This window comes from Chimaeribacter sp. YP20170169 (assembly GCF_056739715.1).
This window is the reverse complement of record NZ_CP176824.1, coordinates 2,865,738-2,886,663: the sequence shown is the minus strand read 5'-3', so window position 1 is coordinate 2,886,663 and position 20,926 is coordinate 2,865,738. Positions and strand designations below refer to the sequence as shown.

Genomic DNA, 20,926 nt, shown 5'->3' with positions numbered 1-20,926 from the left:
GATGTGGTGAATGCCACTAGTCCAATCCTGATGCTTGCGACCCGTAAGAAGTAAACAAAACAAGGAGTGCAACTGATGAAATTTTGGCAGATTGTAGGTGGAACCGCGCTGTCTCTCACATTGGCCGGCTGTGCATCCCAACCCGCCCAGCCTCCCTTGCCGCCACCCGGCAATGGCGCGCCCTCGACGGCGGCTATCCAGCAACCCTCAGTAAAAGGCACTATCTCCATCGACTCACGCGTGGCGTTGCCGCCTGATTCGGTGCTGACCGTGACTCTGGCAGACGCCTCCATCGCAGACACGCCGTCGAAAGTAGTGGCGCAGAGCGTTGCCTATACCCAAGGCCATCAGGCACCGTTCCCCTTCGTGCTGCCTTATAGCCCAAATGACGTGCAGCCTAAATCCAGGGTACTGCTGAGCGCGGTCATCGCGGACAAGCAGGGGCATTTCCTGTTCCAAACCGAACAGCCGACGCCCGCCGTGACCAATGGCGCAGGCACCCAGTTTGATCTGGTGCTGAAGCCGGTTGAGGCGCGGGCAGTGCCTACCAAGCCTTCCACGCTGGGGCCACTGGACACTTCACCGAACAGCCCGGTGCCTACTGGCATCAACCCGACACCGATGCCATAAGCTGAGCTGGCGGCGCTTGTCGCCGCCAGCGCTAGCCACGCCAGCCATAGCGCTCCAGGTCAATGCGACTTTCGGGGCCAAAGATAATGCCCTCTGACAGCAGTGCCTGACGCTGGCGCTGGAAGTCCTCCCCCTGAAGCGAAATACCGCCGTGACGATTCACTACCCGGTGCCACGGCAGGCTGCTCCCTTCCGGCAAACGGCGCAATACCCCACCCACCTGCCGGGCGGCACGGGGTGAGCCAGCCAGCCGCGCCACCTCGCCATAGGTGGTCACCCGGCCCTCTGGGATGGCCGCGACAATGTGGTAAACGCGTTGATTGAAATTTCCTTCCCCTTCCATAGCTGCCCCAACGTAGTGATATACCATGTCCGCGAGTATGAACCAAAACCGCTGCCATCGCAGGCCAGGCCAGACGCAGGTGCTTAAGAAACCATCGGTTGGCCGGTGGTGGGTTGCTTTTACCGGGGCCATCCCTGATAATGCTCCCCGCTCCACACCAGTGGGGCAACTCAATGGAGGCCCTGTTGGTTCTCCCGCAACACTAACTTGTGAACTCGGTCAGGTCCGGAAGGAAGCAGCCGCAGCAGGCGTCGTGTGTGCCGGGATGTAGCTGGCAGGGCCTCCACCCAATTTGGCTCCCCGCCTTTTTCTGCTCTCGTCCTCTCTCCCAAAGCGTTAACCATGCGACACTATTACTGCGTAATCAGACGTAGACTATTGATATTTCTTTTCGCTCGATAAATATTCCTAATCAATGCCGCCAATGCAGACGAAAAATGCCCGGTCGTTGGCCGAAAAGTGATTGCCATAAACAGACTGATGCGAAACGGAAAAAGCCAGGGCAGAAAGGGAATAAAGGGCTGACAGGAAACAGGAAGTGGGTGCCGCAGAAGGAAATGTTGAGCTAAGTGGTTGAAGCCGATAGAACTATCGGCTTCATGCTATTACCGCAATAACCGGCCTGAAGGCCATTAGCGCACGTATTTCCATACAGAAGTCGGCACTTTGTCATAGAGCTTATTCATCGTCAGTTCTGCCAGACGATGGTCAGCGGCAGAGTAAAACATTTCGAGTTCATCATCAGATAACTCATATTTATTCTTTTCAATAACACGCTCTAATGTGTCGATAGTGGTGCACTTACGCAAACGCATCAGGTAGTCGATTTTTTTCATCGTGGTCATAGTGTTTCTTATATAAGTAAATTGCGGTGGATTATCTATTAAGTTCTAATCAGCGTACAGGCATTCTCTTCTGAGAACATTCCGAATAGTCGCCGTTTGGTTTTTTGCCAGCGCTTCAAATCTGGTGCGCTGATGCCGTAATTGCCGAACAGGGTATAAGTATCGTCGAGATACTCTTCGACCCGGTCAGCTAACTGAAGTTCATCCTGATATTTTATTTTAAAGCTCATGACGAAAGAAGCAATATGCTCAATCAATTCGTTAAGCTGTAAGTTAACCTCTGACGTTGGATCATTAACCCAGCCGTGATGGCTATCCCCCAGGGTGGCGATCCCCTCGTCATAGAGGCTTTCGCACAGGAACTTGAGCTGGGCGACATCGTGCCGTTTTGGCGAATACTCATCCATATCATCTCCTCCGTAAGGTTGTTATTCAGTCGTGATAACACTCAGTGAGTAATGAAATAACCGGACAGGTGAGAGGCTGGTTAATCAGCGCGGTTTATATCCCTTCAATTAAATATAAGTCATTTTTTTGTTTTGTGACGTCTTGGATTACCCAACATTACAATTCATCGGCTGGAGAGGGTCGGTTGTTATCCACGATATCGAAAATCAGCGCAGACCCGCTATGGGTAAAGGTAAGGCGCTCCTCGCAATACTCCTCCGCATTGATATCCAGGCAGGCATTGAAAAGGATCCAACGATAACGGTAACGCATTGAATAACGGTTGGCAGAGAGCGGCTCTATCGCCTGAAGGGTCAGGCTGCCTGTCTCATACCGCGCACTCTCTGAATAATAGCTCAAATTCCCGACCAGTGTCTCTTCAAGCAGAGGAATATTTTCCTCGATGAACTCTTTTAAATCAGTAATGGAACCGAATTCACTGTTGGCAGGAAACGAAAGTGTAATTTGCATCGACTCATCATTATTTGTGCGACTCCTTTCTAGTATTGCACACTCCGGCGTCTTTTGTCAGGCAGGCAAGACACTTTTTCCGAAAGCACCTTACAATTATCAGTTTGATATCTATAGCAATTAATCCGACGTAATAAAAAATTACGCTTTAGTGGCGTTTTGCCTACCGACGCCCCAACGGGGCAACTTGAAACCCCGCCTCAAGTGTGATGTTATATTATAACAATTGCGTACCGGAGTAAATGTATGACCGCCTCACCCGCCCCCCTCACTGGCCGCCAGACCTGGCTGATGGCCTCAGCCTTTGCGCGCTGCGCTGCCACGATGCTGGTGCTGGCCGGTGTATGGGCAGCCATCACCTGGGCCAACCTGCTGCCATGATGACCTTACAACACTTGCAGGTTGGCTATGGCCGTTATGCTGTGGCTCCGCCCATTAGCGGCGCTTTCCATACCGGTTCACTGACGGCGATTATCGGTGCCAATGGCAGTGGCAAGTCCACCCTGCTGAAAACGCTGGCGGGCTTACTGCCGCCGGTGGCAGGCGCGGTGATCCGCCATGTCCGGCAGCCGCTGGCTTATCTGCCACAACAGGCGGAGCTGGATCGCCAATTCCCGCTGCTGGTGGAGGATTTGGTGGCAATGGGACGGGTCAGCCAGCGCGGGCTGTTTGCCCGGTTGCAACGCAGTGACCGGCAGTGGATCAGTGAAGCACTGGAGCGCGTCGGGATGCTCGCCTTCGCCCGCCAACCGGTCGGCATCCTTTCCGGCGGTCAATTCCAGCGTGTGCTGTTTGCCCGCCTGCTGGTGCAGCAGGCCCCGGTGATGCTGCTGGACGAGCCGTTCACTGGGGTCGATACCCCGACTATCCAACTGCTGTTGGAGATGATCGCCGAGTGGCACCAGCAACAGCGGACGGTGATTGCGGTGCTGCATGACCGGCAGATGGTGAGTGCCTGTTTCCCGCAGACCCTGCTATTGAGCGCCAGCGGCAACCATTGGGGTGCGACGCCCCATGTCATGCGCGCCCTGAATGCGGCCAGTGAGATCACGCCCGCGGCGGTGGCGCTATGATTGTCCACCTGCTGCTTGACCCTTTTCTGACGTTTGGTTTTATGCGGCGCGCGCTGGTGGCGTGCCTGACGCTCTCCCTGAGCGCCACGCCGCTGGGTGTTTTTTTGTTGTTGCGGCGCATGAGCCTCGCCGGTGATGCGCTCTCACATGCGGTATTGCCAGGCGCTGCCATCGGCTATCTGATCTCTGGCATGTCCCTGGTGGCGATGGGGGTGGGCGGCTTTATCGCCGGGCTGGCGGTTGCCATGCTCTCCGGCTGGGTGAGCCGCCACACGAGTTTGAAAGAGGATGCCAGTTTTGCTGGCTTCTACCTTGGTTCACTGGCGCTGGGGGTAACGTTGGTCTCGCTGCGCGGCTCCAGTGTCGATCTGCTGCATGTGCTGTTTGGTTCGATTCTGGCGGTGGATGCGTCGGCACTGCGGCTGGTGGGTGGCATCGCCACGCTCTCTCTGCTGCTGGCGCTGCTCTACCGGGCGCTGGTGATGGAATCCTTTGACCAGACCTTCCTGAGCCTGGCCGCTGGTCGCTGGGTGCCCGTAATCCACGCCCTGTTTTTGGCTCTGGTGGTGATCAATCTGGTCGCCGGTTTCCAGATTCTGGGCACTCTGATGTCCGTGGGCCTGATGATGTTGCCTGCCGCCTCCGCGCGACTCTGGACGCGCAACCTGCCCGCGACGCTGCTGACCGCCGCCGGGCTGGGCATGGTCGCCAGCCTCGCTGGCCTGCTCTGGTCTTACTACGCCTCGCTGCCCGCTGGCCCGGCCATCGTGCTGAGCGCCAGCCTGCTGTTTTTGCTTTCCGTACTATTTGGCTCGTGTGGCGGCATTTTCGCCGCGGCACGGCCTGCATTGCGTCATCAATAAGGAGAAAGAATGAAACGTTTACCTGTGGCGCTGGCCATGGCCACGCTGTTCGCCAGCCCATTGGCGATGGCCAACACCGTCAATGCCGTAGCCAGTTTTTCCATCCTCGGCGATATGGTTCACCAGATTGGCGGTGAGCATGTGGTCGTCAAAACGCTGGTCGGGCCGAATGGCGATCCGCACAGCTACGAGCCAAGCCCGCAAGACAGCCGGTCGCTGGCGAAAGCCGATGTGGTGTTTGTCAGCGGCTTGGGGCTGGAGGGGTGGATGGATCGGCTGATCGGTGCCTCGGGCTATCGCGGCAAAGTGGTGGTGGCCTCTGAAGGCGTCAGCTTCCGCCAGATGGAGGAGGAGGGGAAAACCATCACCGATCCTCACGCTTGGAACAGTATGCAGAACGGCGTGATCTATGCCCGCCACATCACGGAGGCGCTGGCCGCTGCCGATCCGCAGGATGCCGCCGACTTCCGCCAACGTGGTGCGGCTTACATCGCCAAACTGCAACAGCTCGACCAGTGGGCCAAACAGCAGTTTGCCACCGTACCCGCCAGCCAGCGCAAAGTGCTGACCAGCCATGATGCCTTTGGTTACATGGGGCAGGCCTATGGCGTGCAGTTCCTGGCACCGGTGGGCTTCTCCACAGATGCCGAAGCCAGCGCGCAGGATGTGGCGGCGTTGATTGCCCAGATCAAGCAGGCGCACGTGCGCCACTACTTTATTGAGAACCAGACCGACCCACGTTTGGTGAAGCAGATCGCCAGCGCCAGCGGCGCGCAGCCGGGGGGCGAGCTCTACCCTGAGGCGCTGTCCACCGCTGACGGGCCTGCGACCACCTATGTGCAGGCCTTTACCCATAACGTTAACACGTTGGTTACTGGCATGAAGTAAGCCGCTCCCCCTGCCAGCATGGCAGGGGGCAGGGCAAAAAAAAGCCCCGCTGGTAAGGGCGGGGCGAAGGCGTAGGGGCGGGATTAACGCTTCTTTTTTCTACCTTGAACGGCCTTGAAGCGCGGATTACTTTTGCAGATGACATAGGTGCGGCCATGGCGGCGTACCACCTTGCAATCTTTGTGGCGGTTTTTGGCTGAACGCAGTGAACTCAATACCTGCATGTTCCTCTCCTTAAGCAGATTTTGGGTTCAAGAAGCGGCCAAAACGCTGCTGGAAGCGCGCGGTGCTGCCCTCTTTGGAGAACTCTTTCTGCTTCCCGGTGTAGTAGGGGTGGGAGGCAGAGGAGACCTCAAGGGGAATGTAAGGCAGTTCACGCCCCTCCCACTCAATGGTGCGGTCAGTACGGATGGTCGAGCCGACGGTAAAGTAGGTGTCGGCGCTGGTGTCGTGGAATACCACGGTGCGGTAATCAGGATGGATGCCGGCTTTCATATTGCCTCCAGTGAAATGTTATAACATAACAATTGATGGCGACAGTATCGCGCAAACTCTGTCCGTTGGCAACCCCACCTTTTCAACAGGCAAAAAAAAGCCGCGCAGTGCGCGGCTTTTGTCAAAAATTCACCTTAGTGCTTGTCGAGCGACACTTGCTGCTTGTGGCTATGTTCCACATCATCAGACTTCTTGCTAAAGCGGCGGCGTACCACCACGAAGAAGACCGGGACGAAGAAGATGGCCAGAATGGTCGCGGTGATCATGCCGCCCATTACGCCCGTACCGACGGCGTTCTGTGCGCCGGAACCCGCGCCGGTAGAGATCACCAGCGGCAACACGCCGAGAATAAAGGCCAGTGAGGTCATCAGGATGGGGCGCAGACGCATCCGCACCGCCTCCAGCGTGGCCTCAATCAACCCTTTGCCCTCTTTCTCCATCAAATCCTTGGCGAACTCCACGATCAGGATGGCGTTTTTCGCCGACAGGCCGACAGTGGTCAGCAAGCCTACCTGGAAGTAGACGTCGTTGCTCAGGCCGCGCAGGGTGGCGGCCAGAACCGCACCGATGACCCCCAACGGTACTACCAGCATAACGGAGAACGGTATCGACCAGCTCTCATACAGTGCAGCCAGACAGAGGAAGACCACAATCAGCGAGATGGCGTACAGGGCAGGGGCCTGGTTGCCGGAGAGCCGCTCTTGATAGGACATGCCCGTCCAGTCATAGCCGATGCCGGTCGGCAGTTTCGCCGCCAGCGACTCCATCATCGCCATCGCGTCACCACTGCTTCGGCCCGGTGCTGGCTGGCCCAAAATCTCCATCGCAGGCAGGCCGTTATAACGCTCCAGACGTGGCGAGCCATACTGCCAGTGCGAGGTGGAGAAGGAGGAGAACGGCACCATCTGCCCATTGCTGCCACGGACATACCAGTTATTCAGATCGCTTGGCAGCATACGGTACTGTGCCTTCGACTGGATGTAGACCTTCTTCACGCGTCCGCGGTCAATAAAGTCATTTACATAACTGCCGCCCCAGGCCGCGCCCAGCGTGGTGTTGATGTCATCAATAGAGACGCCAAGGGCCTCCGCTTTCTCCTGGTCAATCTCCAGTTTAAACTGCGGCGTATCCTCCAGGCCGTTCGGACGCACCCCAACCAGCAGGTCTGGATGCTCCGCCACCATGCCCAGCAACTGGTTACGCGCTTCGGTCAGTTTCTGGTGGCCAAGGTTGGCCTGGTCAATCAACTCGAAGTCAAAGCCAGTGGCCGTGCCCAGCTCAACAATCGCCGGCAGGTTGAACGGGAATACCATGGCGTCCTTGATGACGCTGAAGGCGCGCATTGCCCGGCCAGTGATGCCCGCGACCTTGTTCTCTTCGCCTGGGCGTTCCGCCCAGTCTTTCAAGCTGATGAAGGCAATACCGGTGTTCTGGCCGCGGCCAGAGAAGCCAAAGCCGTTTACCGCAAACACCGAGTTGACGTTAGCCTTCTCTTTGTCCAGGTAGTACTTGGTGACCTCATCCAATACCTTCTGGGTACGCTCCTGCGTGGCGCCAGCTGGCAGCTGCGCCATGGTCAGGAACACGCCCTGATCCTCTTCCGGCAGGAAGGAGGTTGGCAGACGGATAAACAGCACTGCCATGCCCACGACAATCAGCAGGTAGACCAGCAGGTAACGGCCGGTGCTGCGCAAGATGTTGCCCACGCTGTCGGTGTAGTGGTCGGTGCTGCGCTCAAACATGCGGTTGAACCAGCCGAAGAAGCCCTTCTTGTCATCGTGGTGTCCTTTCGGCACCGGCTTCAGCATGGTGGCGCACAGCGCAGGCGTCAGGATCAACGCCACGATCACCGACAGCACCATCGCCGAGACGATGGTAATCGAGAACTGGCGATAGATAACCCCGGTTGAGCCGCCAAAGAAGGCCATCGGCACGAATACCGCGGAGAGCACCAATGCAATGCCCACCAGCGCGCCCTGGATCTGCTCCATCGACTTCTTGGTCGCTTCCTTAGGCGGCAGGCCCTCTTCCACCATCACACGTTCGACGTTCTCCACTACCACGATGGCGTCATCCACCAGCAAGCCAATGGCGAGCACCATGCCAAACATCGTTAGGGTGTTAATGGAGTAGCCAAAGGCACCGATGATGGCGAAGGTGCCGAGCAGTACCACCGGCACCGCGATCGTTGGGATCAGGGTGGCACGGAAGTTTTGCAGGAACAGGTACATTACCAGGAACACCAGCACGATCGCTTCGAACAGCGTCTTCACCACCTCTTTGATGGAGATCTGCACGAACGGCGTGGTGTCATACGGGTAGACCACCTTCAGGCCATTTGGGAAGAACGGCTCCAGTTTCGACAGCGTCGCCTTCACCGCATTCGAGGTATCGAGGGCGTTGGCGCCGGTCGCCAGCTTGATGCCAAGGCCGGAAGCCGGCTTGCCGTTATAACGCGCGATGACGCTGTAGTCTTCGCCGCCCAGCTCAATTTGCGCCACGTCACGCAGACGTACCTGCGAGCCATCCGGGTTGACCTTCAGCAAAATTTTGCCGAACTCCTCGGTGGAGGTGAGACGGGTCTGCGCAATGATAGAGGAGTTGAGCTGCTGGCCCTTCACCGGCGGCGTACCGCCCAGCTGGCCTGCGGCCACCTGGTTGTTCTGCACGCTGATGGCGTTGATGACATCCACTGGCGTCAGGGCGTAGTTGGTCAGCTTGTTCGGATCCATCCAGATGCGCATCGCGTACTGGGAACCAAACAGCTGGACGTCGCCCACGCCGCTGGTACGGCTGATCGGATCCTGGACGTTGGAGGCCACGTAATCCGCGATATCCTCCTGGGTCATGGAGCCGTTATCGTTGATAAAGCCGGCCACCATCAGGAAGCTGCTGCTCGACTTCTGGACGCTGATCCCCTGTTGCTGCACCTCTTGCGGCAGCAGTGGCATCGCCAGCTGCAGCTTGTTCTGCACCTGCACCTGCGCGATGTCAGGGTCAGTACCAGAAGAGAAGGTCAGCGTCAGGGTCACGGAGCCTGATGAGTCACTAGAGGAGGACATGTACATCAGGTTATCGATGCCGTTCATGTTCTGCTCGATAACCTGGGTCACAGTATCCTGCACTGTCTGGGCATCGGCACCCGGATAGTTGGCGGACACTTCAATCGCTGGTGGCGCGACGGTAGGGTACTGCGCAATTGGAAGTTGCAGTATCGTCAGGGCGCCAGCCAGCATGATAATAATGGCGATAACCCACGCAAAGATGGGCCTATCAATAAAGAACTTAGCCATGAATCACCGGCTCCTATTAAGACTGCGGGGCTTGTTCAGACGGCGCTTGCTGCTTGGCGGAAGCGTCGTCAGTCACTTCCTGCATCTTGACCTGGGCGCCCGGTTTCACTTTCTGCAATCCGGTCACAATTACCCGGTCGCCCGCTTTCAGGCCGCCGGTCACCAGCCACTTGTCACCAATCGCTTGTGAAGTGGTCAGGGTACGGGTTTCAACCTTGTCGCCAGCGCCCACCACCATCGCGGAAGCTTCACCGCGCGGGGTACGGGTCACGCCCTGTTGTGGCACCAGCAGCGCGTTCTCATTTACGCCCTCATCAAGGCGCGCACGAACAAACATGCCCGGCAGCAGGGTCTCGTCAGGGTTCGGGAATACGGCGCGCAGGGTGATGGAGCCGGTGGACTCATCCACGGTCACGTCGGAGAACTCCAGGGTGCCCTCCTGCTTATACTGCGTGCCGTTCTCCAGCGTCAGCTGTACCTTGGCCTTGCCATTTTGCTGCTTCAGCGTGCCTTCGGCCATCTCCTGCTTCAGGCGCAGGAAATCGGTGCTGGATTGGGTGACATCGACGTAGATTGGGTCAAGTTGCTGCACGGTAGCCAGTGCGGTGGTCTGCCCTTCGGTCACCAATGCCCCTTCGGTCACGCTGGATTTACCAATCCGGCCACTGATGGGAGAGGTCACCTTGGTGTAGGCGAGATTAATGCGGGCGGTCTCAACGGCGGCCTTGGCAGCCAGCACTGCCGCATCAGCGGAGCGCAAATCAGCCTGGGCCTGATCGTAATCCTGCTTACTGATGTAGTTGGTGCCGAGCAGGGGCTTGTAACGGTTGACCGTCACACGTGAGATTTCAGCGGTTGCCTGTGCCTTGGCCAGGTCGCCTTTGGCGCTGTTATAAGCAGCCTGATAGGTTGCGGGATCGATCTGATAAAGGGAGGTGCCTGCCTGAATGTCGCTACCTTCAACGAAGTTGCGCTTCAGGATGATGCCGCTGACCTGTGGACGGACTTCCGCCACCCGGAAAGCGCTGGTACGGCCGGGGAGTTCAGTGGTGATGTTCAGTGGCGCCGCCTTCAGCGTCACCACACCCACTTCCGGCATATGTTGCTGCTGCGCACCCTGTTGAGACTCATCATCGTTGCATCCTGCAAGAACCAAGCTGCCCGAAAGCATCAGAACTGCCGCCAGAGGCGTTAACCCTCTGTTTTTGTTCATAGGTAAACCTCAAGTGTCCGATTTCAAATTGACCAATGGATCGCAAGCTGTAAAACCCATTGCTGCTTAATAAATATGTGCGTACCATCGTACATACATACGTGAATGTATGTAAGCTATCCCTCCGCGAAAACCTGATGCCATGGCACGAAAAACCAAACAACAAGCACTTGAAACTCGCCAACAAATCCTGAACGCTGCGGTGCAGCTCTTCTCGGATTGTGGGGTTTCAGCCACTTCGCTAGCTGACATTGCTGCCGCCGCTGGTGTCACGCGAGGTGCCATCTATTGGCACTTTAAAAACAAGGCCGATCTATTTAATGAGGTCTGGGCGATCTCTGAGTCAAAAGTAACCGATCTCGAAATAGAGTATCAGGCAAAGTATCCCAATAATCCACTGTGCGTCCTGCGTGAAATTCTAATCTATATTTTGTGCGCTACTGTAGAGGATCCACGCCGTCGCGCCCTGATGGAGATCATTTTTCATAAGTGTGAATTCGTAGGAGAGATGATTACCCTGCATCAGGCGCGCAAGGATCTCTATCTGGCGGGCTATGAAAAGATTGAGGTTATTCTGCGCAACTGCATGGCGCAGGATCTGCTGCCCGCTGACCTGCACACCCGCCGCGCTGCCGTGACCCTGCGCGCCTACATCACTGGGCTAATGGAGAACTGGCTGTTCATGCCGGAGAGTTTTGACCTGCGCGCACAGGCGGCGCTGTATGTGGATTGCTATCTGGACATGCTGAAGCTCAGCCCCCATTTGCGCCTTGGCGCGGGGGAGGGGGCGAGCGCCAACCCGCCGGGGCAGTGACCGGCGGCGGCAAGGAGGGCATCAGACGCCGAGGGGATATTCACCGTGGCGGCGCAGCTTCTCCTGATAGTCACGGGTGACGATCTCCAGCGCCGCCAGCGCGGTGTGGGGATCGATCTCATTGCACTCCAGCAGGTAGATCAAATCTACCGCCAGTTGCAGCTCTGGGGGGGCATTGTCAACGGACATCGGGGGCCAACTCAATAGTTACGTTTGCGAGAGACAAACAGAATCAGGATTGCGCCCGTCAGTGCGATCAGCAAGCTTCTGAAACTGAACCCTGCGACAGTGCCGGCATCCAGGTAGGTACTGACATAACCGCCAACCAGCGCACCGCTGATCGCCAGCACCACCCATAACACCACACTGCCGTCATTTTTGCCTGGCATCAGCACTTTTGCCAGTAACCCGACCACCAGTCCCATAATGATCCAAGAAATCAGGCCCATAATGTTCTCCAGTCAGGTCTCTCTCTATAGTATAGATAATCACTTGTCTTGGCAGGCGGCAGCGGCTTAAAAAATTGTGATAAACCTTCAAAAACCTCGCTCTTTCCGCTCAATGGTGCGTTCAATGCGTGCCAGCGCCTCACGGCAGCGCTGCAAACGTCCCTCAAGTGCCGCCAACTCTTGCTGAACCTTGCGCTGCTGCGCCAATGACTCCTGTCGCCCCAGCAAGCTTTCGCGGTCACGTACCATCGCCAGCAGGCGGCGCTCGAAATCCTGATGCTGCGCCAGCCGGTGGTAGATGTCCTCCTGGCCATCACGCGCGGGCCGTATGGTGGCTTTGCGCAGCCGCTGGGTCGCCAGCTCCCGTTGTAGGGCAGCGATCTGCGCCACCAGCCGCTCCGCGAGGAAGGCCACTTGCGCGGTGCGCCCCTCTGCCACGGCCTCGGCCAGCTGCTGCTGGTTCTGGCGCACCTCCGCCAAATAGTCACGCAGGCGCGTGCCATGGGTACGGAACAGCTTGCTGTCAAAGCGCGCCTGCGGGGTCGGGGTGTGGCCGACAGGCTCGATGGCGGCGGCCAGCGCGCTGATCTGCTGGTCCAGGGTCTGTAAAACTCGTTGCGTATTCACGTTGTCTCTCCGGCGGGATTCCTGCGTAGCTTGCCGCTGAAAGGGCGGGCTGGCAAGCCGGCGGATTGTGCCCGCCCGGCCATCAACGCTATGATTGCCGCTTAACAGCGCGAAACAGGGCAAGAGACAATGAAACAGAAGATTGGGCGCGGGGTACTGATTGCCACCGGCTGGCTGGCCGTCGGGCTGGCGGCGCTTGGCGTGCTGCTGCCCCTGCTGCCCGCCACACCCTTCCTGCTGCTGGCCGCCTGGTGTTTCTCCCGCTCGTCGCCCCGTTTCCACCAGTGGCTGCTCTACCGCTCCTGGTTTGGCGGCTATCTGCGCCACTGGCAGGCGCACCGCGCACTGCCGCCCAATACCAAGTGGAAAGCAATGCTGTTCACCGCGATCTCCATCAGCATCTCTCTCTTTTTTATAAAGATTATCTGGGTACGTGTGCTGCTGTTTGGGCTGATGCTGGTGCTGCTCGCGATAATATGGCGTCTGCCGGTTATTGACCAACGACAATAAAATCCGGGATTAACGGCCGGCTGCGGTTGCATTTTCAGGTGAGTTTGCATAAATTTGAGCGTTTTCGTGCGTGGGTCATCTCCTCTTTCTCCCCTGTTGTCCTTCTTCCAAGGCATATGCACGCCATTTCATGGCGAGGCAGGGATATCAGACGGCCTGCGTTTAAGTTAGAACACCAGCTTTTTCAGGCACATATTATGACCGCTACTGCACAGCAGCTTCAGTTTATTAAAGACAGTATCAAGACCATCCCCGACTATCCGAAGCCGGGCATACTGTTCCGTGACGTCACCAGCCTGCTGGAAGATCCGCAAGCCTACGCCGCCAGCATCGCGCTGTTGGCCGAGCGCTATCGCGACAAGGGCGTCACCAAGGTGGTCGGGACTGAAGCCCGTGGTTTCCTGTTTGGTGCGCCGGTGGCCCTGGCGCTGGGCGTGGGCTTTGTTCCGGTACGCAAGCCAGGCAAACTGCCGCGCGCGACCCTGTGCGAAAGCTATGAGCTGGAGTACGGCACCGACAAACTGGAGATCCACACCGACGCGATCCAACCGGGCGACAAAGTGCTGGTGATCGACGACCTGCTGGCGACCGGTGGCACCATTGAAGCGACCGTAAAACTGATCCGCGCCCTTGGCGGCGAGGTGAGTGACGCCGCATTCATCATTGATCTGCCGGAACTGGGTGGCGAACAGCGCCTGACCCGTCAGGGCATCAACTGCTTCAGCCTGGTCTCCTTCGCCGGTCACTAAGACCCGCATTCAGCCTCGCCGCTCTGGCGAGGCTGTGTTAGCATTACCCTCCAGATTTCCCAACTTCTCCGGTATTAATGAGCTATCAGGTTCTTGCCCGTAAGTGGCGCCCGCAAACCTTCGCTGATGTTGTCGGCCAGGAACATGTCCTGACCGCGCTGGCCAATGGCCTGTCGTTGGGGCGGATTCACCATGCCTATCTCTTTTCCGGAACCCGTGGCGTCGGGAAGACCACCATTGCCCGCCTGCTGGCCAAGGGGCTGAACTGCGAAACCGGGATCACCGCCACCCCGTGCGGCAAGTGTGACAACTGCCGGGAGATTGAGCAGGGGCGTTTCGTCGATCTGATTGAGATTGACGCCGCCTCGCGCACCAAGGTTGAGGACACCCGCGAGCTGCTGGATAACGTCCAGTACGCGCCGGCGCGTGGCCGCTTCAAGGTCTACCTGATCGATGAAGTGCACATGCTGTCGCGCCACAGCTTCAATGCCCTGCTGAAAACGTTGGAGGAGCCGCCGGAGCACGTCAAATTCCTGCTGGCGACCACCGATCCGCAAAAGCTGCCAGTCACCATCCTGTCACGCTGCCTGCAATTCCATCTGAAGGCGCTGGACGCCAGCCAGATCCGCCAGCAACTGGAGCATGTGTTGCAGGCCGAGCAGATCGCCGCCGAGCCGCGTGCGCTGCAACTGCTGGCGCGTGCCGCCGATGGCAGTATGCGTGACGCCCTGAGCCTGGCCGATCAGGCGATCGCGATGGGGCAGGGGCAAGTGAGCAGCGACACCGTCAGCCAGATGCTCGGCACACTGGATGATGAGCAGCCGCTGGCGATCATTGAGGCGCTGGTGAGCGGCGAGGGCGAGCGGGTGATGGCGCAGGTCGAGCAGGCCGCGTCGCGCGGCGTGGACTGGGAGGCGCTGCTGGTGGAGACCCTCTCGCTGCTGCACCGCATCGCCATGCTGCAACTGCTGCCTACCACGCTGGATGAGCACTACGCCGCCGTGGAGCAGCGCCTGCGCGAGCTGGCGCGGGTGGTGCCGCCCACCGATCTGCAACTCTATTACCAGACCCTGCTGATTGGCCGCAAAGAGCTGGCTTTCGCCCCCGATCGCCGCATGGGCGTGGAGATGGCGCTGCTACGCGCGCTGGCCTTCCACCCGAAAGCGGTGATTGCCGAACCGGTGATGCCGGCGCAGCCTCAGCCCCAATCGGCACCGGTCGCGCCCGCCTACACGCCGCCGCGCCCAATGCCGCAGCCGGTTGCCGCGCCGCAAGCTGCCACCGCACCCGTCGCGCAACCGGCCACGCCGCCGGTTCAGCCCACTGCCGCCCCGGCGCGCCAGCCGGCTCCGGCCACTGAGCCGCCACCGGCCGCGCCGCCCGCTGGCCTGTCGGACACTGCCAAGCTGCTGGAGGCGCGCACCCAGCTGCTGCGGCAACAGGGAAACCACAGCCCAAAAAGTTGAGCCGGCGGCGCCTTCTGCGCGGCCGGCCACCTCAGCGCTGGAGCGTCTGGCGTCCGTTACCGAGCGCACCCAGCAGCGGGCGGCGGCCCGTCCGGTAGAGCCGGAAAAACCGGCCAAGCCGGAGGCGTACCGCTGGCGCGCACAGGCGCAGCCCAACGCCGTGGAGCAGGTGCCGGTAGCGACGCCTAAGGCGCTGCGTTCGGCGCTGGAGCATGAGAAGACCCCGGAGCTGGCGGCAAAACTGGCCGACGAGGCGCTGGAGCGTGATGACTGGGCCGCCTACGTGCACCAGCTGGCGATTCCCAAGCTGGTACAGCAGCTGGCGCTCAACGCCTTCCGCGAAGTGCTGGGGCCGTCATCCTTGCGGCTGCACCTGCGCCCTGCCCAGCGCCATCTGAATAGCCCGTCGGCACAAAAAGCGCTGGCGGAGGCGATCAGCCGCTGCGAGGGGCATCCGGTTGAATTAACAGTGGTTGAAGACGATAATCCAGCGGTGCGGACGCCGCTGGAGTGGCGTCAGGCCATCTATGAAGAGAAACTGGCGCAGGCGCGTCAGTCAATTATCGCGGATAATAACATCCAGACCCTGCGTCGCTTCTTTGATGCGGATCTGGATGAAGACAGTATTCGCCCCCTTTAACTGCCGCGGTGCATGTTGCACCATGCGGCCCAGCGCAAAGAGAGATGACTATGTTTGGTAAAGGCGGTCTGGGTAACTTGATGAAACAAGCCCAGCAGATGCAAGAAAAGATGCAGCAGATGCAGGAAGAAGTCGCCAAGATGGAAGTAACCGGCGAATCCGGCGCTGGCCTGGTTAAAGTCACCATCAACGGCGCGCACAACTGCCGCCGGATCGAGATCGATCCGAGCCTGATGGAAGATGACAAAGATATGCTGGAAGATCTGGTTGCGGCAGCCTTCAACGACGCGGCGCGCCGCATCGACGAAGCGCAGAAAGAGAAGATGGCCTCCGTCTCCAGCGGTATGCAACTGCCGCCGGGCTTCAAGATGCCATTCTGATGCAGACCAGCCCGCTCCTCGAATCCCTGATGGAGGCACTGCGCTGCCTGCCGGGCGTTGGCCCGAAATCGGCGCAGCGCATGGCGTTCCAGCTGTTGCAGCGTGACCGCAGCGGCGGTATGCGTCTGGCGCAGGCCCTGACCCGCGCCATGTCCGAGATTGGTCACTGTGCCGATTGCCGCACCTTCACCGAGCAGGAGATCTGCACCATCTGCGCGAACTCGCGTCGCCAGCAGAATGGTCAGATCTGCGTGGTGGAGAGCCCGGCGGACATCCACGCCATTGAGCAGACCGGCCAGTTCTCCGGACGCTACTTTGTGCTGATGGGGCACCTCTCGCCGCTGGATGGCATCGGCCCGGATGACATTGGCCTCGACCGTCTGGAAGAGCGCTTGGCTACCGAGTCGATCCAGGAGCTGATCCTGGCGACCAACCCCACGGTGGAGGGCGAGGCGACCGCCAACTACATCGCCGCGATGTGCGGGCAGTATGGCGTCCTCGCCAGCCGCATCGCGCACGGCGTTCCGGTAGGCGGCGAGCTGGAGATGGTGGATGGCACCACGCTCTCCCACTCCCTGGCGGGCCGGCACCCGATCCGCTGACAGCACAGGCCGGATCCTCAGGCGCGGGCAACCGCGCCTTTGTCTATTTTCGCACCACTCACATCATCCGCTGGTTGAATTCTTTTTCCCCTATCCCCATCTCCTCTCCATTGTCGGGTTCATCCCGTTGCATTCAGCCCAAACACTGTTTTTAGGATTGAGGTAGAACATGAGTATGAAAGGTCAAGAAACCCGCGGGTTCCAGTCTGAAGTGAAACAGCTGCTTCACCTGATGATCCACTCGCTCTATTCGAATAAGGAAATTTTCCTGCGTGAGCTGATCTCCAACGCCTCCGACGCCGCTGACAAACTGCGCTTCCGCGCGCTGTCTACGCCGGATCTGTATGAGGGCGACGGTGAACTGCGCGTGCGCCTCTCCAGCGATAAAGAGAAGCGCACCCTGACCATCAGTGACAACGGCATCGGTATGCGCCGTGACGAGGTGATCGACAACCTCGGCACCATCGCCAAATCCGGCACCAAATCCTTCCTTGAGTCCCTCGGTTCTGATCAGGCCAAAGACAGCCAGCTGATTGGCCAGTTCGGCGTCGGCTTCTACTCCGCCTTTATCGTGGCTGACAAGGTGACCGTGCGTACACGTGCGGCCGGCGCGGCAGCAGACGAAGCGGTGTTCTGGGAGTCCGCTGGCGAGGGCGACTACACCATCGCCGACATCAGCAAAACCGAACGCGGCACCGAAATCACCCTGCACCTGCGCGAGGGGGAGGATGAGTTCCTCGACGACTGGCGTTTGCGCTCCATCATCGGCAAATACTCTGATCACATCGCGCTGCCGGTGGAGATCCTGAGCCGCAGTGAAGGCGAGGGCGAAGAGGAGAGCACCGAGACCTGGGAAAAGATCAACAAGGCTCAGGCGCTGTGGACGCGCAACAAATCCGAGGTGAGCGAGGAGGAGTACAAGGCGTTCTACAAACACATCGCCCATGATTTCACCGACCCGCTGACCTGGAGCCACAACCGCGTGGAGGGCAAGCAGGAGTACACCAGCCTGCTCTACATCCCGGCACAAGCGCCGTGGGACATGTGGAACCGCGACCACAAGCATGGCCTGAAACTCTACGTACAGCGCGTCTTTATCATGGACGACGCCGAGCAGTTCATGCCGAACTACCTGCGTTTCGTGCGCGGCCTGATTGACTCCAACGACCTGCCGCTGAACGTCTCGCGTGAAATCCTGCAAGACAGCCGCATCACCCAGAGCCTGCGCGGCGCGCTGACCAAGCGCGTACTGCAAATGCTGGAGAAGCTGGCGAAAGACGACGCTGCCGCGTACCAAACCTTCTGGCAACAGTTCGGTCTGGTGCTGAAAGAGGGGCCGGCCGAGGACAGCGCCAACAAAGAGAGCATCGCCAAACTGCTGCGCTTTGCCTCCACCCACGGCGACAGCGCCGTGCAGAACGTCTCTCTGGAAGAGTACGTCAGCCGCATGGTGGAAGGGCAGGAGAAGATCTACTACATCACCGCAGACAGCTACGCCGCCGCGAAGAGCAGCCCGCACCTGGAGCTGTTCCGCAAAAAAGGCATTGAGGTACTGCTGCTCTCCGATCGCATCGATGAGTGGATGATGAGCTACCTGACCGAGTTCGACGGCAAGCCGCTGCAATCCGTGAGCAAGGCGGACGAGGCGCTGGACAAGCTGGCGGACGAGGAGAATGAGCAGCAGAAAGAGGCCGAGAAGGCGCTGGAGCCGTTCGTCGATCGCGTGAAAACCCTGTTGGGCGAGCGCGTGAAAGAGGTACGCCTGACCCACCGTTTGACCGATACCCCGGCGATTGTCACCACCGGCGCGGACGAGATGACCACCCAGATGGCGAAACTGTTCGCCGCTGCCGGCCAACAGGCGCCGGAAGTGAAGTACATCTTTGAGCTGAACCCGGAGCACGCGCTGGTCAAGCGCGCCTCAGCGGTGAGTGAGGACGCGCACTTTGCCGAGTGGATCGAGCTGCTGCTCGATCAGGCCCTGCTGGCAGAGCGCGGCACGCTGGAGGATCCAAACCTCTTCATCCGCCGTATGAACCAATTGCTGCAAGCCTGATCCCCGGCCTGCATCTGATAAAAGCCTGTATTGCTTGTGCAATACAGGCTTTTTTATGGATCAATTTGCCACTTTCACTCGTAAGTAAAAGTCTGCTATTACCGCCGCTTCCTTGAGCCGTGCGGCCTGCAATGGTATCGTTGAGCGCTTTCGACATTTTTATAAAAACTACATAGCAAGGGGATTTACGCAATGCGTATTATTCTGCTGGGCGCTCCGGGCGCCGGTAAAGGTACTCAGGCTCAATTCATCATGGAGAAGTACGGCATTCCGCAGATCTCCACCGGTGACATGCTGCGTGCCGCGGTTAAAGCAGGTTCGGAGCTGGGCAAACAGGCCAAAGAGATTATGGATGCCGGCAAACTGGTCACCGATGAGTTGGTGATCGCGCTGGTGAAAGAGCGCATTGCGCAGGAAGATTGCCGTAACGGCTTCCTGCTGGATGGCTTCCCACGTACCATTCCCCAAGCTGACGCCATGAAAGAGGCCGGCATCAAGGTGGATTGCGTGCTGGAGTTTGATGTGCCGGACGAACTGATTGTGGATCGCATTGTGGGCCGCCGCGTGCACCCCGGTTCTGGTCGCGTCTACCACATCAAATTCAACCCGCCGCAGCAGGAAGGCAAAGATGATGTGACCGGTGAGGAGCTGATCACCCGCAAGGACGATCAGGAAGAGACCGTGCGCAAGCGTCTGGAAGAGTACCACACCCTGACCGAGCCGCTGGTGGCCTACTATCGTCAGGAAGCGGACGCTGGCAACACCCAGTACCACAAAATCGACGGCACCCGTAGCGTGGCCGAAGTGCGTGAAGAGCTGGCCAAGCTGCTCGGCTAAGCGTCACCCTTGATATTTAATGCCAGGCCCCGGCCTGGCATTTTTTTAACCATACACTCCCCATATGTATATTTAGCCAGCACCTGTTGCTGCTATCGGTGCCGGTTTTCCCCATATTGGTTACAATAGCTCATCAAAGATTCAACCTGTTACCCTGACGCCCCGGTGTGGTGCGGGGGGCGGATTACGAAAGGAAAGGCTCATGGGGCAAGAGAAAGTTGGGGTCCTGCTGGTTAACCTCGGTACGCCTGAGGCACCGACCCCGCAGGCAGTAAAACGTTATCTGGCGGAGTTCCTCGGCGACAGCCGGGTTGTGGACACTAAACGCTGGCTGTGGTGGCCGATCCTGAACTTTGGGATCCTGCCGTTCCGTTCGCCGCGCGTCGCCAAGCTCTACCAGTCCGTCTGGATGGAGGAGGGCTCGCCGCTGATGGTCTTCAGCCGCCGTCAGGAGAAAGCGCTGGCCGCCCGTCTGCCAGGGGTGCCGGTGGAGCTGGCGATGAGCTACGGCAAGCCCTCGCTGCCAGACGCCATCCGCAAGCTGATGGAGCAGGGCGTCACCCAACTGGTGCTGCTGCCGCTCTATCCGCAGTACTCCTGCTCCACCAGCGCCGCGGTATTTGACGCGGTGGCGCGCCACCTGGTGCCGCTGCGCCGGTTGCCGTCGCTGCACTTCATCCGCGACTACGCCGAGCACCCACAATATATCGAGGCGCTGAAACAGACGGTGCTGCGATCCTTTGAGCAGCACGGCAAGCCAGATCGCCTGATCCTCTCGTTCCATGGCATTCCACAGCGCTACGCCGATGAGGGCGATGACTACCGCACCCGCTGCGAGGACACCACGCGCGCGCTGTTCGCCGCGCTCGACCTGCCGCCAGGCATGGGCATGATGACCTTCCAGTCGCGTTTTGGCCGCGAGCCGTGGCTGACGCCCTATACCGACGAGACCATGCAGGCGCTGCCCTCGCAGGGCGTCAAACATGTGCAGCTGATCTGCCCCGGCTTTGCTGCCGACTGTCTGGAGACGCTGGAGGAGATCAAGGAGCAGAACCGCGAAATCTTCCTGGAGGCGGGCGGTGAGACCTTCGAGTACATCGACTGCCTGAACGATGAGCCAGCGCATATCGACCTGCTGGAACAGCTGGTGCGCGACCAGTTCTGATCCCCCAGACCGGCTGCCCATGTGCAGCCGGTAATACAAACGGCTCCTTCCGGCGGCAAGTTATGCTACT

The 20,926-nt window shown here is 59.0% G+C and carries 26 protein-coding genes, 1 other RNA gene and 1 pseudogene; 17 read left to right on the top strand and 11 right to left on the bottom strand.

The genetic code is table 11. The annotated features are described in order from the left end of the window. Positions 1-75: 75 nt before the first annotated feature. Positions 76-630 carry a YbaY family lipoprotein gene (locus ACK3SD_RS13200; protein WP_481125786.1) on the top strand — a complete coding sequence of 185 codons (555 nt, stop codon included), beginning with the start codon at positions 76-78 and terminating at the stop codon, positions 628-630. A gap of 31 nt (positions 631-661) precedes the next feature. On the opposite strand, the gene ACK3SD_RS13195 is transcribed toward ACK3SD_RS13200, so the two are convergent. Next, a complete protein-coding gene (locus ACK3SD_RS13195) occupies positions 662-973 on the bottom strand; it encodes an MGMT family protein (protein ID WP_137763994.1) in 312 nt (103 codons plus the stop codon). 183 nt (positions 974-1,156) lie between these two features. On the opposite strand from ACK3SD_RS13195, the gene ffs reads away from it, so the two are divergent. Next, an RNA gene (ffs, locus tag ACK3SD_RS13190) (signal recognition particle sRNA small type) lies at positions 1,157-1,253 on the top strand. Between the two features lie 352 nt (positions 1,254-1,605). Here the strand turns inward: ffs and ACK3SD_RS13185 are convergent. The 3 genes from ACK3SD_RS13185 to ACK3SD_RS13175 all read right to left on the bottom strand — a co-directional run bounded on the left by ACK3SD_RS13185 (position 1,606) and on the right by ACK3SD_RS13175 (position 2,736). Then, positions 1,606-1,809 carry an HHA domain-containing protein gene (locus tag ACK3SD_RS13185; protein ID WP_072926899.1) on the bottom strand — a complete coding sequence of 68 codons (204 nt, stop codon included), beginning with the start codon at positions 1,807-1,809 and terminating at the stop codon, positions 1,606-1,608. Positions 1,810-1,856: 47 nt separating this feature from the next. Beyond that, a complete protein-coding gene (gene tomB, locus ACK3SD_RS13180) occupies positions 1,857-2,225 on the bottom strand; it encodes an Hha toxicity modulator TomB (RefSeq protein WP_137763993.1) in 369 nt (122 codons plus the stop codon). 157 nt (positions 2,226-2,382) lie between these two features. Further along, positions 2,383-2,736: a hypothetical protein gene (locus ACK3SD_RS13175; protein ID WP_481125785.1), complete on the bottom strand. Its 354-nt coding sequence runs from the start codon at positions 2,734-2,736 to the stop codon at positions 2,383-2,385. Between the two features lie 246 nt (positions 2,737-2,982). Between ACK3SD_RS13175 and ACK3SD_RS13170 the strand changes: the two genes are divergently transcribed. Genes ACK3SD_RS13170 through ACK3SD_RS13155 form a run of 4 tightly spaced genes read left to right on the top strand, consistent with a single transcriptional unit; the run spans position 2,983 to position 5,560 of the window. Then, the gene (locus tag ACK3SD_RS13170) at positions 2,983-3,117 is read left to right on the top strand and encodes a hypothetical protein (RefSeq protein ID WP_481125784.1); all 135 of its coding nucleotides are present in this window, start codon (positions 2,983-2,985) and stop codon (positions 3,115-3,117) included. Then, complete coding sequence (locus ACK3SD_RS13165) at positions 3,114-3,809, top strand: metal ABC transporter ATP-binding protein (RefSeq protein ID WP_481125783.1); 696 nt, start codon at positions 3,114-3,116, stop codon at positions 3,807-3,809. Before ACK3SD_RS13170 ends, ACK3SD_RS13165 begins: the two co-directional genes overlap by 4 nt. Beyond that, positions 3,806-4,672, top strand: a complete 867-nt coding sequence (locus tag ACK3SD_RS13160) for a metal ABC transporter permease (protein WP_481125782.1) — start codon at positions 3,806-3,808, stop codon at positions 4,670-4,672. Before ACK3SD_RS13165 ends, ACK3SD_RS13160 begins: the two co-directional genes overlap by 4 nt. A gap of 9 nt (positions 4,673-4,681) precedes the next feature. Then, positions 4,682-5,560: a metal ABC transporter substrate-binding protein gene (locus ACK3SD_RS13155; protein ID WP_481125781.1), complete on the top strand. Its 879-nt coding sequence runs from the start codon at positions 4,682-4,684 to the stop codon at positions 5,558-5,560. 83 nt (positions 5,561-5,643) lie between these two features. On the opposite strand, the gene ykgO is transcribed toward ACK3SD_RS13155, so the two are convergent. The 4 genes from ykgO to ACK3SD_RS13135 all read right to left on the bottom strand — a co-directional run bounded on the left by ykgO (position 5,644) and on the right by ACK3SD_RS13135 (position 10,561). Beyond that, the gene (ykgO, locus tag ACK3SD_RS13150; protein ID WP_481125780.1) at positions 5,644-5,784 is read right to left on the bottom strand and encodes a type B 50S ribosomal protein L36; all 141 of its coding nucleotides are present in this window, start codon (positions 5,782-5,784) and stop codon (positions 5,644-5,646) included. Positions 5,785-5,794: 10 nt separating this feature from the next. Beyond that, the gene (locus tag ACK3SD_RS13145) at positions 5,795-6,055 is read right to left on the bottom strand and encodes a type B 50S ribosomal protein L31 (protein WP_481125779.1); all 261 of its coding nucleotides are present in this window, start codon (positions 6,053-6,055) and stop codon (positions 5,795-5,797) included. Between the two features lie 134 nt (positions 6,056-6,189). Next, on the bottom strand, positions 6,190-9,348 hold the full coding sequence (acrB, locus tag ACK3SD_RS13140) for a multidrug efflux RND transporter permease subunit AcrB (protein WP_481125778.1): 3,159 nt from the start codon (positions 9,346-9,348) through the stop codon (positions 6,190-6,192). Positions 9,349-9,364: 16 nt separating this feature from the next. Next, positions 9,365-10,561 (bottom strand): efflux RND transporter periplasmic adaptor subunit, encoded by a 1,197-nt coding sequence (locus ACK3SD_RS13135; RefSeq protein ID WP_481125777.1) that lies wholly within the window; start codon positions 10,559-10,561, stop codon positions 9,365-9,367. Positions 10,562-10,703: 142 nt separating this feature from the next. Here ACK3SD_RS13135 and acrR point away from each other — a divergent pair, with 142 nt between their 5' ends. Further along, positions 10,704-11,375 (top strand): multidrug efflux transporter transcriptional repressor AcrR, encoded by a 672-nt coding sequence (gene acrR / locus ACK3SD_RS13130; protein WP_481125776.1) that lies wholly within the window; start codon positions 10,704-10,706, stop codon positions 11,373-11,375. Between the two features lie 21 nt (positions 11,376-11,396). On the opposite strand, the gene rsmS is transcribed toward acrR, so the two are convergent. The 3 genes from rsmS to priC all read right to left on the bottom strand — a co-directional run bounded on the left by rsmS (position 11,397) and on the right by priC (position 12,451). Beyond that, positions 11,397-11,564 (bottom strand): pleiotropic regulatory protein RsmS, encoded by a 168-nt coding sequence (gene rsmS / locus ACK3SD_RS13125; RefSeq protein ID WP_137763983.1) that lies wholly within the window; start codon positions 11,562-11,564, stop codon positions 11,397-11,399. An 11-nt stretch (positions 11,565-11,575) separates the two neighbouring features. After that, positions 11,576-11,824, bottom strand: coding sequence for a GlsB/YeaQ/YmgE family stress response membrane protein (locus ACK3SD_RS13120; protein ID WP_137763982.1), 249 nt, complete (start codon positions 11,822-11,824; stop codon positions 11,576-11,578). Between the two features lie 87 nt (positions 11,825-11,911). Beyond that, on the bottom strand, positions 11,912-12,451 hold the full coding sequence (gene priC / locus ACK3SD_RS13115) for a primosomal replication protein PriC (RefSeq protein WP_481125775.1): 540 nt from the start codon (positions 12,449-12,451) through the stop codon (positions 11,912-11,914). A 141-nt stretch (positions 12,452-12,592) separates the two neighbouring features. On the opposite strand from priC, the gene ACK3SD_RS13110 reads away from it, so the two are divergent. The 10 genes and pseudogenes from ACK3SD_RS13110 to hemH all read left to right on the top strand — a co-directional run bounded on the left by ACK3SD_RS13110 (position 12,593) and on the right by hemH (position 20,856). Continuing rightward, a complete protein-coding gene (locus ACK3SD_RS13110) occupies positions 12,593-12,961 on the top strand; it encodes a DUF454 family protein (RefSeq protein WP_481127555.1) in 369 nt (122 codons plus the stop codon). 197 nt (positions 12,962-13,158) lie between these two features. Beyond that, the gene (gene apt, locus ACK3SD_RS13105) at positions 13,159-13,710 is read left to right on the top strand and encodes an adenine phosphoribosyltransferase (protein WP_137763980.1); all 552 of its coding nucleotides are present in this window, start codon (positions 13,159-13,161) and stop codon (positions 13,708-13,710) included. 77 nt (positions 13,711-13,787) lie between these two features. Beyond that, on the top strand, positions 13,788-15,176 hold the full coding sequence (dnaX, locus tag ACK3SD_RS13100; protein WP_481125774.1) for a DNA polymerase III subunit gamma/tau: 1,389 nt from the start codon (positions 13,788-13,790) through the stop codon (positions 15,174-15,176). Continuing rightward, a pseudogene (locus ACK3SD_RS13095) lies at positions 15,067-15,315 on the top strand (hypothetical protein); the annotation flags it as partial. The gene dnaX and the pseudogene ACK3SD_RS13095, both read left to right, overlap by 110 nt. A gap of 21 nt (positions 15,316-15,336) precedes the next feature. Next, positions 15,337-15,816 (top strand): DNA polymerase III subunit gamma/tau C-terminal domain-containing protein, encoded by a 480-nt coding sequence (locus tag ACK3SD_RS13090; RefSeq protein ID WP_481127554.1) that lies wholly within the window; start codon positions 15,337-15,339, stop codon positions 15,814-15,816. Between the two features lie 50 nt (positions 15,817-15,866). Beyond that, positions 15,867-16,196 carry a YbaB/EbfC family nucleoid-associated protein gene (locus ACK3SD_RS13085; RefSeq protein ID WP_137763978.1) on the top strand — a complete coding sequence of 110 codons (330 nt, stop codon included), beginning with the start codon at positions 15,867-15,869 and terminating at the stop codon, positions 16,194-16,196. Next, positions 16,196-16,798 carry a recombination mediator RecR gene (gene recR / locus ACK3SD_RS13080; protein ID WP_137763977.1) on the top strand — a complete coding sequence of 201 codons (603 nt, stop codon included), beginning with the start codon at positions 16,196-16,198 and terminating at the stop codon, positions 16,796-16,798. The genes ACK3SD_RS13085 and recR overlap by 1 nt, the downstream gene beginning before the upstream one ends. A 175-nt stretch (positions 16,799-16,973) precedes the next feature. After that, on the top strand, positions 16,974-18,854 hold the full coding sequence (gene htpG / locus ACK3SD_RS13075; RefSeq protein WP_481125773.1) for a molecular chaperone HtpG: 1,881 nt from the start codon (positions 16,974-16,976) through the stop codon (positions 18,852-18,854). Positions 18,855-19,046: 192 nt separating this feature from the next. Continuing rightward, a complete protein-coding gene (gene adk, locus ACK3SD_RS13070; protein WP_137763975.1) occupies positions 19,047-19,691 on the top strand; it encodes an adenylate kinase in 645 nt (214 codons plus the stop codon). A gap of 202 nt (positions 19,692-19,893) precedes the next feature. Beyond that, positions 19,894-20,856, top strand: a complete 963-nt coding sequence (hemH, locus tag ACK3SD_RS13065) for a ferrochelatase (protein WP_481125772.1) — start codon at positions 19,894-19,896, stop codon at positions 20,854-20,856. Positions 20,857-20,926 lie beyond the last annotated feature (70 nt).

Coding starts and splice junctions, on each gene's coding strand:
- ACK3SD_RS13195 (WP_137763994.1), bottom strand. CDS start 973: ATGGAAGGGGAAGGAAATTTCAATCAACGCGTTTACCACATTGTCGCG.
- dnaX (WP_481125774.1), top strand. CDS start 13,788: ATGAGCTATCAGGTTCTTGCCCGTAAGTGGCGCCCGCAAACCTTCGCT.
- apt (WP_137763980.1), top strand. CDS start 13,159: ATGACCGCTACTGCACAGCAGCTTCAGTTTATTAAAGACAGTATCAAG.
- htpG (WP_481125773.1), top strand. CDS start 16,974: ATGAAAGGTCAAGAAACCCGCGGGTTCCAGTCTGAAGTGAAACAGCTG.
- ACK3SD_RS13170 (WP_481125784.1), top strand. CDS start 2,983: ATGACCGCCTCACCCGCCCCCCTCACTGGCCGCCAGACCTGGCTGATG.
- tomB (WP_137763993.1), bottom strand. CDS start 2,225: ATGGATGAGTATTCGCCAAAACGGCACGATGTCGCCCAGCTCAAGTTC.
- acrR (WP_481125776.1), top strand. CDS start 10,704: ATGGCACGAAAAACCAAACAACAAGCACTTGAAACTCGCCAACAAATC.
- rsmS (WP_137763983.1), bottom strand. CDS start 11,564: ATGTCCGTTGACAATGCCCCCCCAGAGCTGCAACTGGCGGTAGATTTG.
- acrB (WP_481125778.1), bottom strand. CDS start 9,348: ATGGCTAAGTTCTTTATTGATAGGCCCATCTTTGCGTGGGTTATCGCC.
- ACK3SD_RS13155 (WP_481125781.1), top strand. CDS start 4,682: ATGAAACGTTTACCTGTGGCGCTGGCCATGGCCACGCTGTTCGCCAGC.
- ACK3SD_RS13165 (WP_481125783.1), top strand. CDS start 3,114: ATGATGACCTTACAACACTTGCAGGTTGGCTATGGCCGTTATGCTGTG.
- adk (WP_137763975.1), top strand. CDS start 19,047: ATGCGTATTATTCTGCTGGGCGCTCCGGGCGCCGGTAAAGGTACTCAG.
- ykgO (WP_481125780.1), bottom strand. CDS start 5,784: ATGCAGGTATTGAGTTCACTGCGTTCAGCCAAAAACCGCCACAAAGAT.
- ACK3SD_RS13085 (WP_137763978.1), top strand. CDS start 15,867: ATGTTTGGTAAAGGCGGTCTGGGTAACTTGATGAAACAAGCCCAGCAG.
- ACK3SD_RS13185 (WP_072926899.1), bottom strand. CDS start 1,809: ATGAAAAAAATCGACTACCTGATGCGTTTGCGTAAGTGCACCACTATC.
- ACK3SD_RS13120 (WP_137763982.1), bottom strand. CDS start 11,824: ATGGGCCTGATTTCTTGGATCATTATGGGACTGGTGGTCGGGTTACTG.
- ACK3SD_RS13160 (WP_481125782.1), top strand. CDS start 3,806: ATGATTGTCCACCTGCTGCTTGACCCTTTTCTGACGTTTGGTTTTATG.
- ACK3SD_RS13175 (WP_481125785.1), bottom strand. CDS start 2,736: ATGCAAATTACACTTTCGTTTCCTGCCAACAGTGAATTCGGTTCCATT.
- hemH (WP_481125772.1), top strand. CDS start 19,894: ATGGGGCAAGAGAAAGTTGGGGTCCTGCTGGTTAACCTCGGTACGCCT.
- ACK3SD_RS13135 (WP_481125777.1), bottom strand. CDS start 10,561: ATGAACAAAAACAGAGGGTTAACGCCTCTGGCGGCAGTTCTGATGCTT.
- ACK3SD_RS13145 (WP_481125779.1), bottom strand. CDS start 6,055: ATGAAAGCCGGCATCCATCCTGATTACCGCACCGTGGTATTCCACGAC.
- ACK3SD_RS13200 (WP_481125786.1), top strand. CDS start 76: ATGAAATTTTGGCAGATTGTAGGTGGAACCGCGCTGTCTCTCACATTG.
- recR (WP_137763977.1), top strand. CDS start 16,196: ATGCAGACCAGCCCGCTCCTCGAATCCCTGATGGAGGCACTGCGCTGC.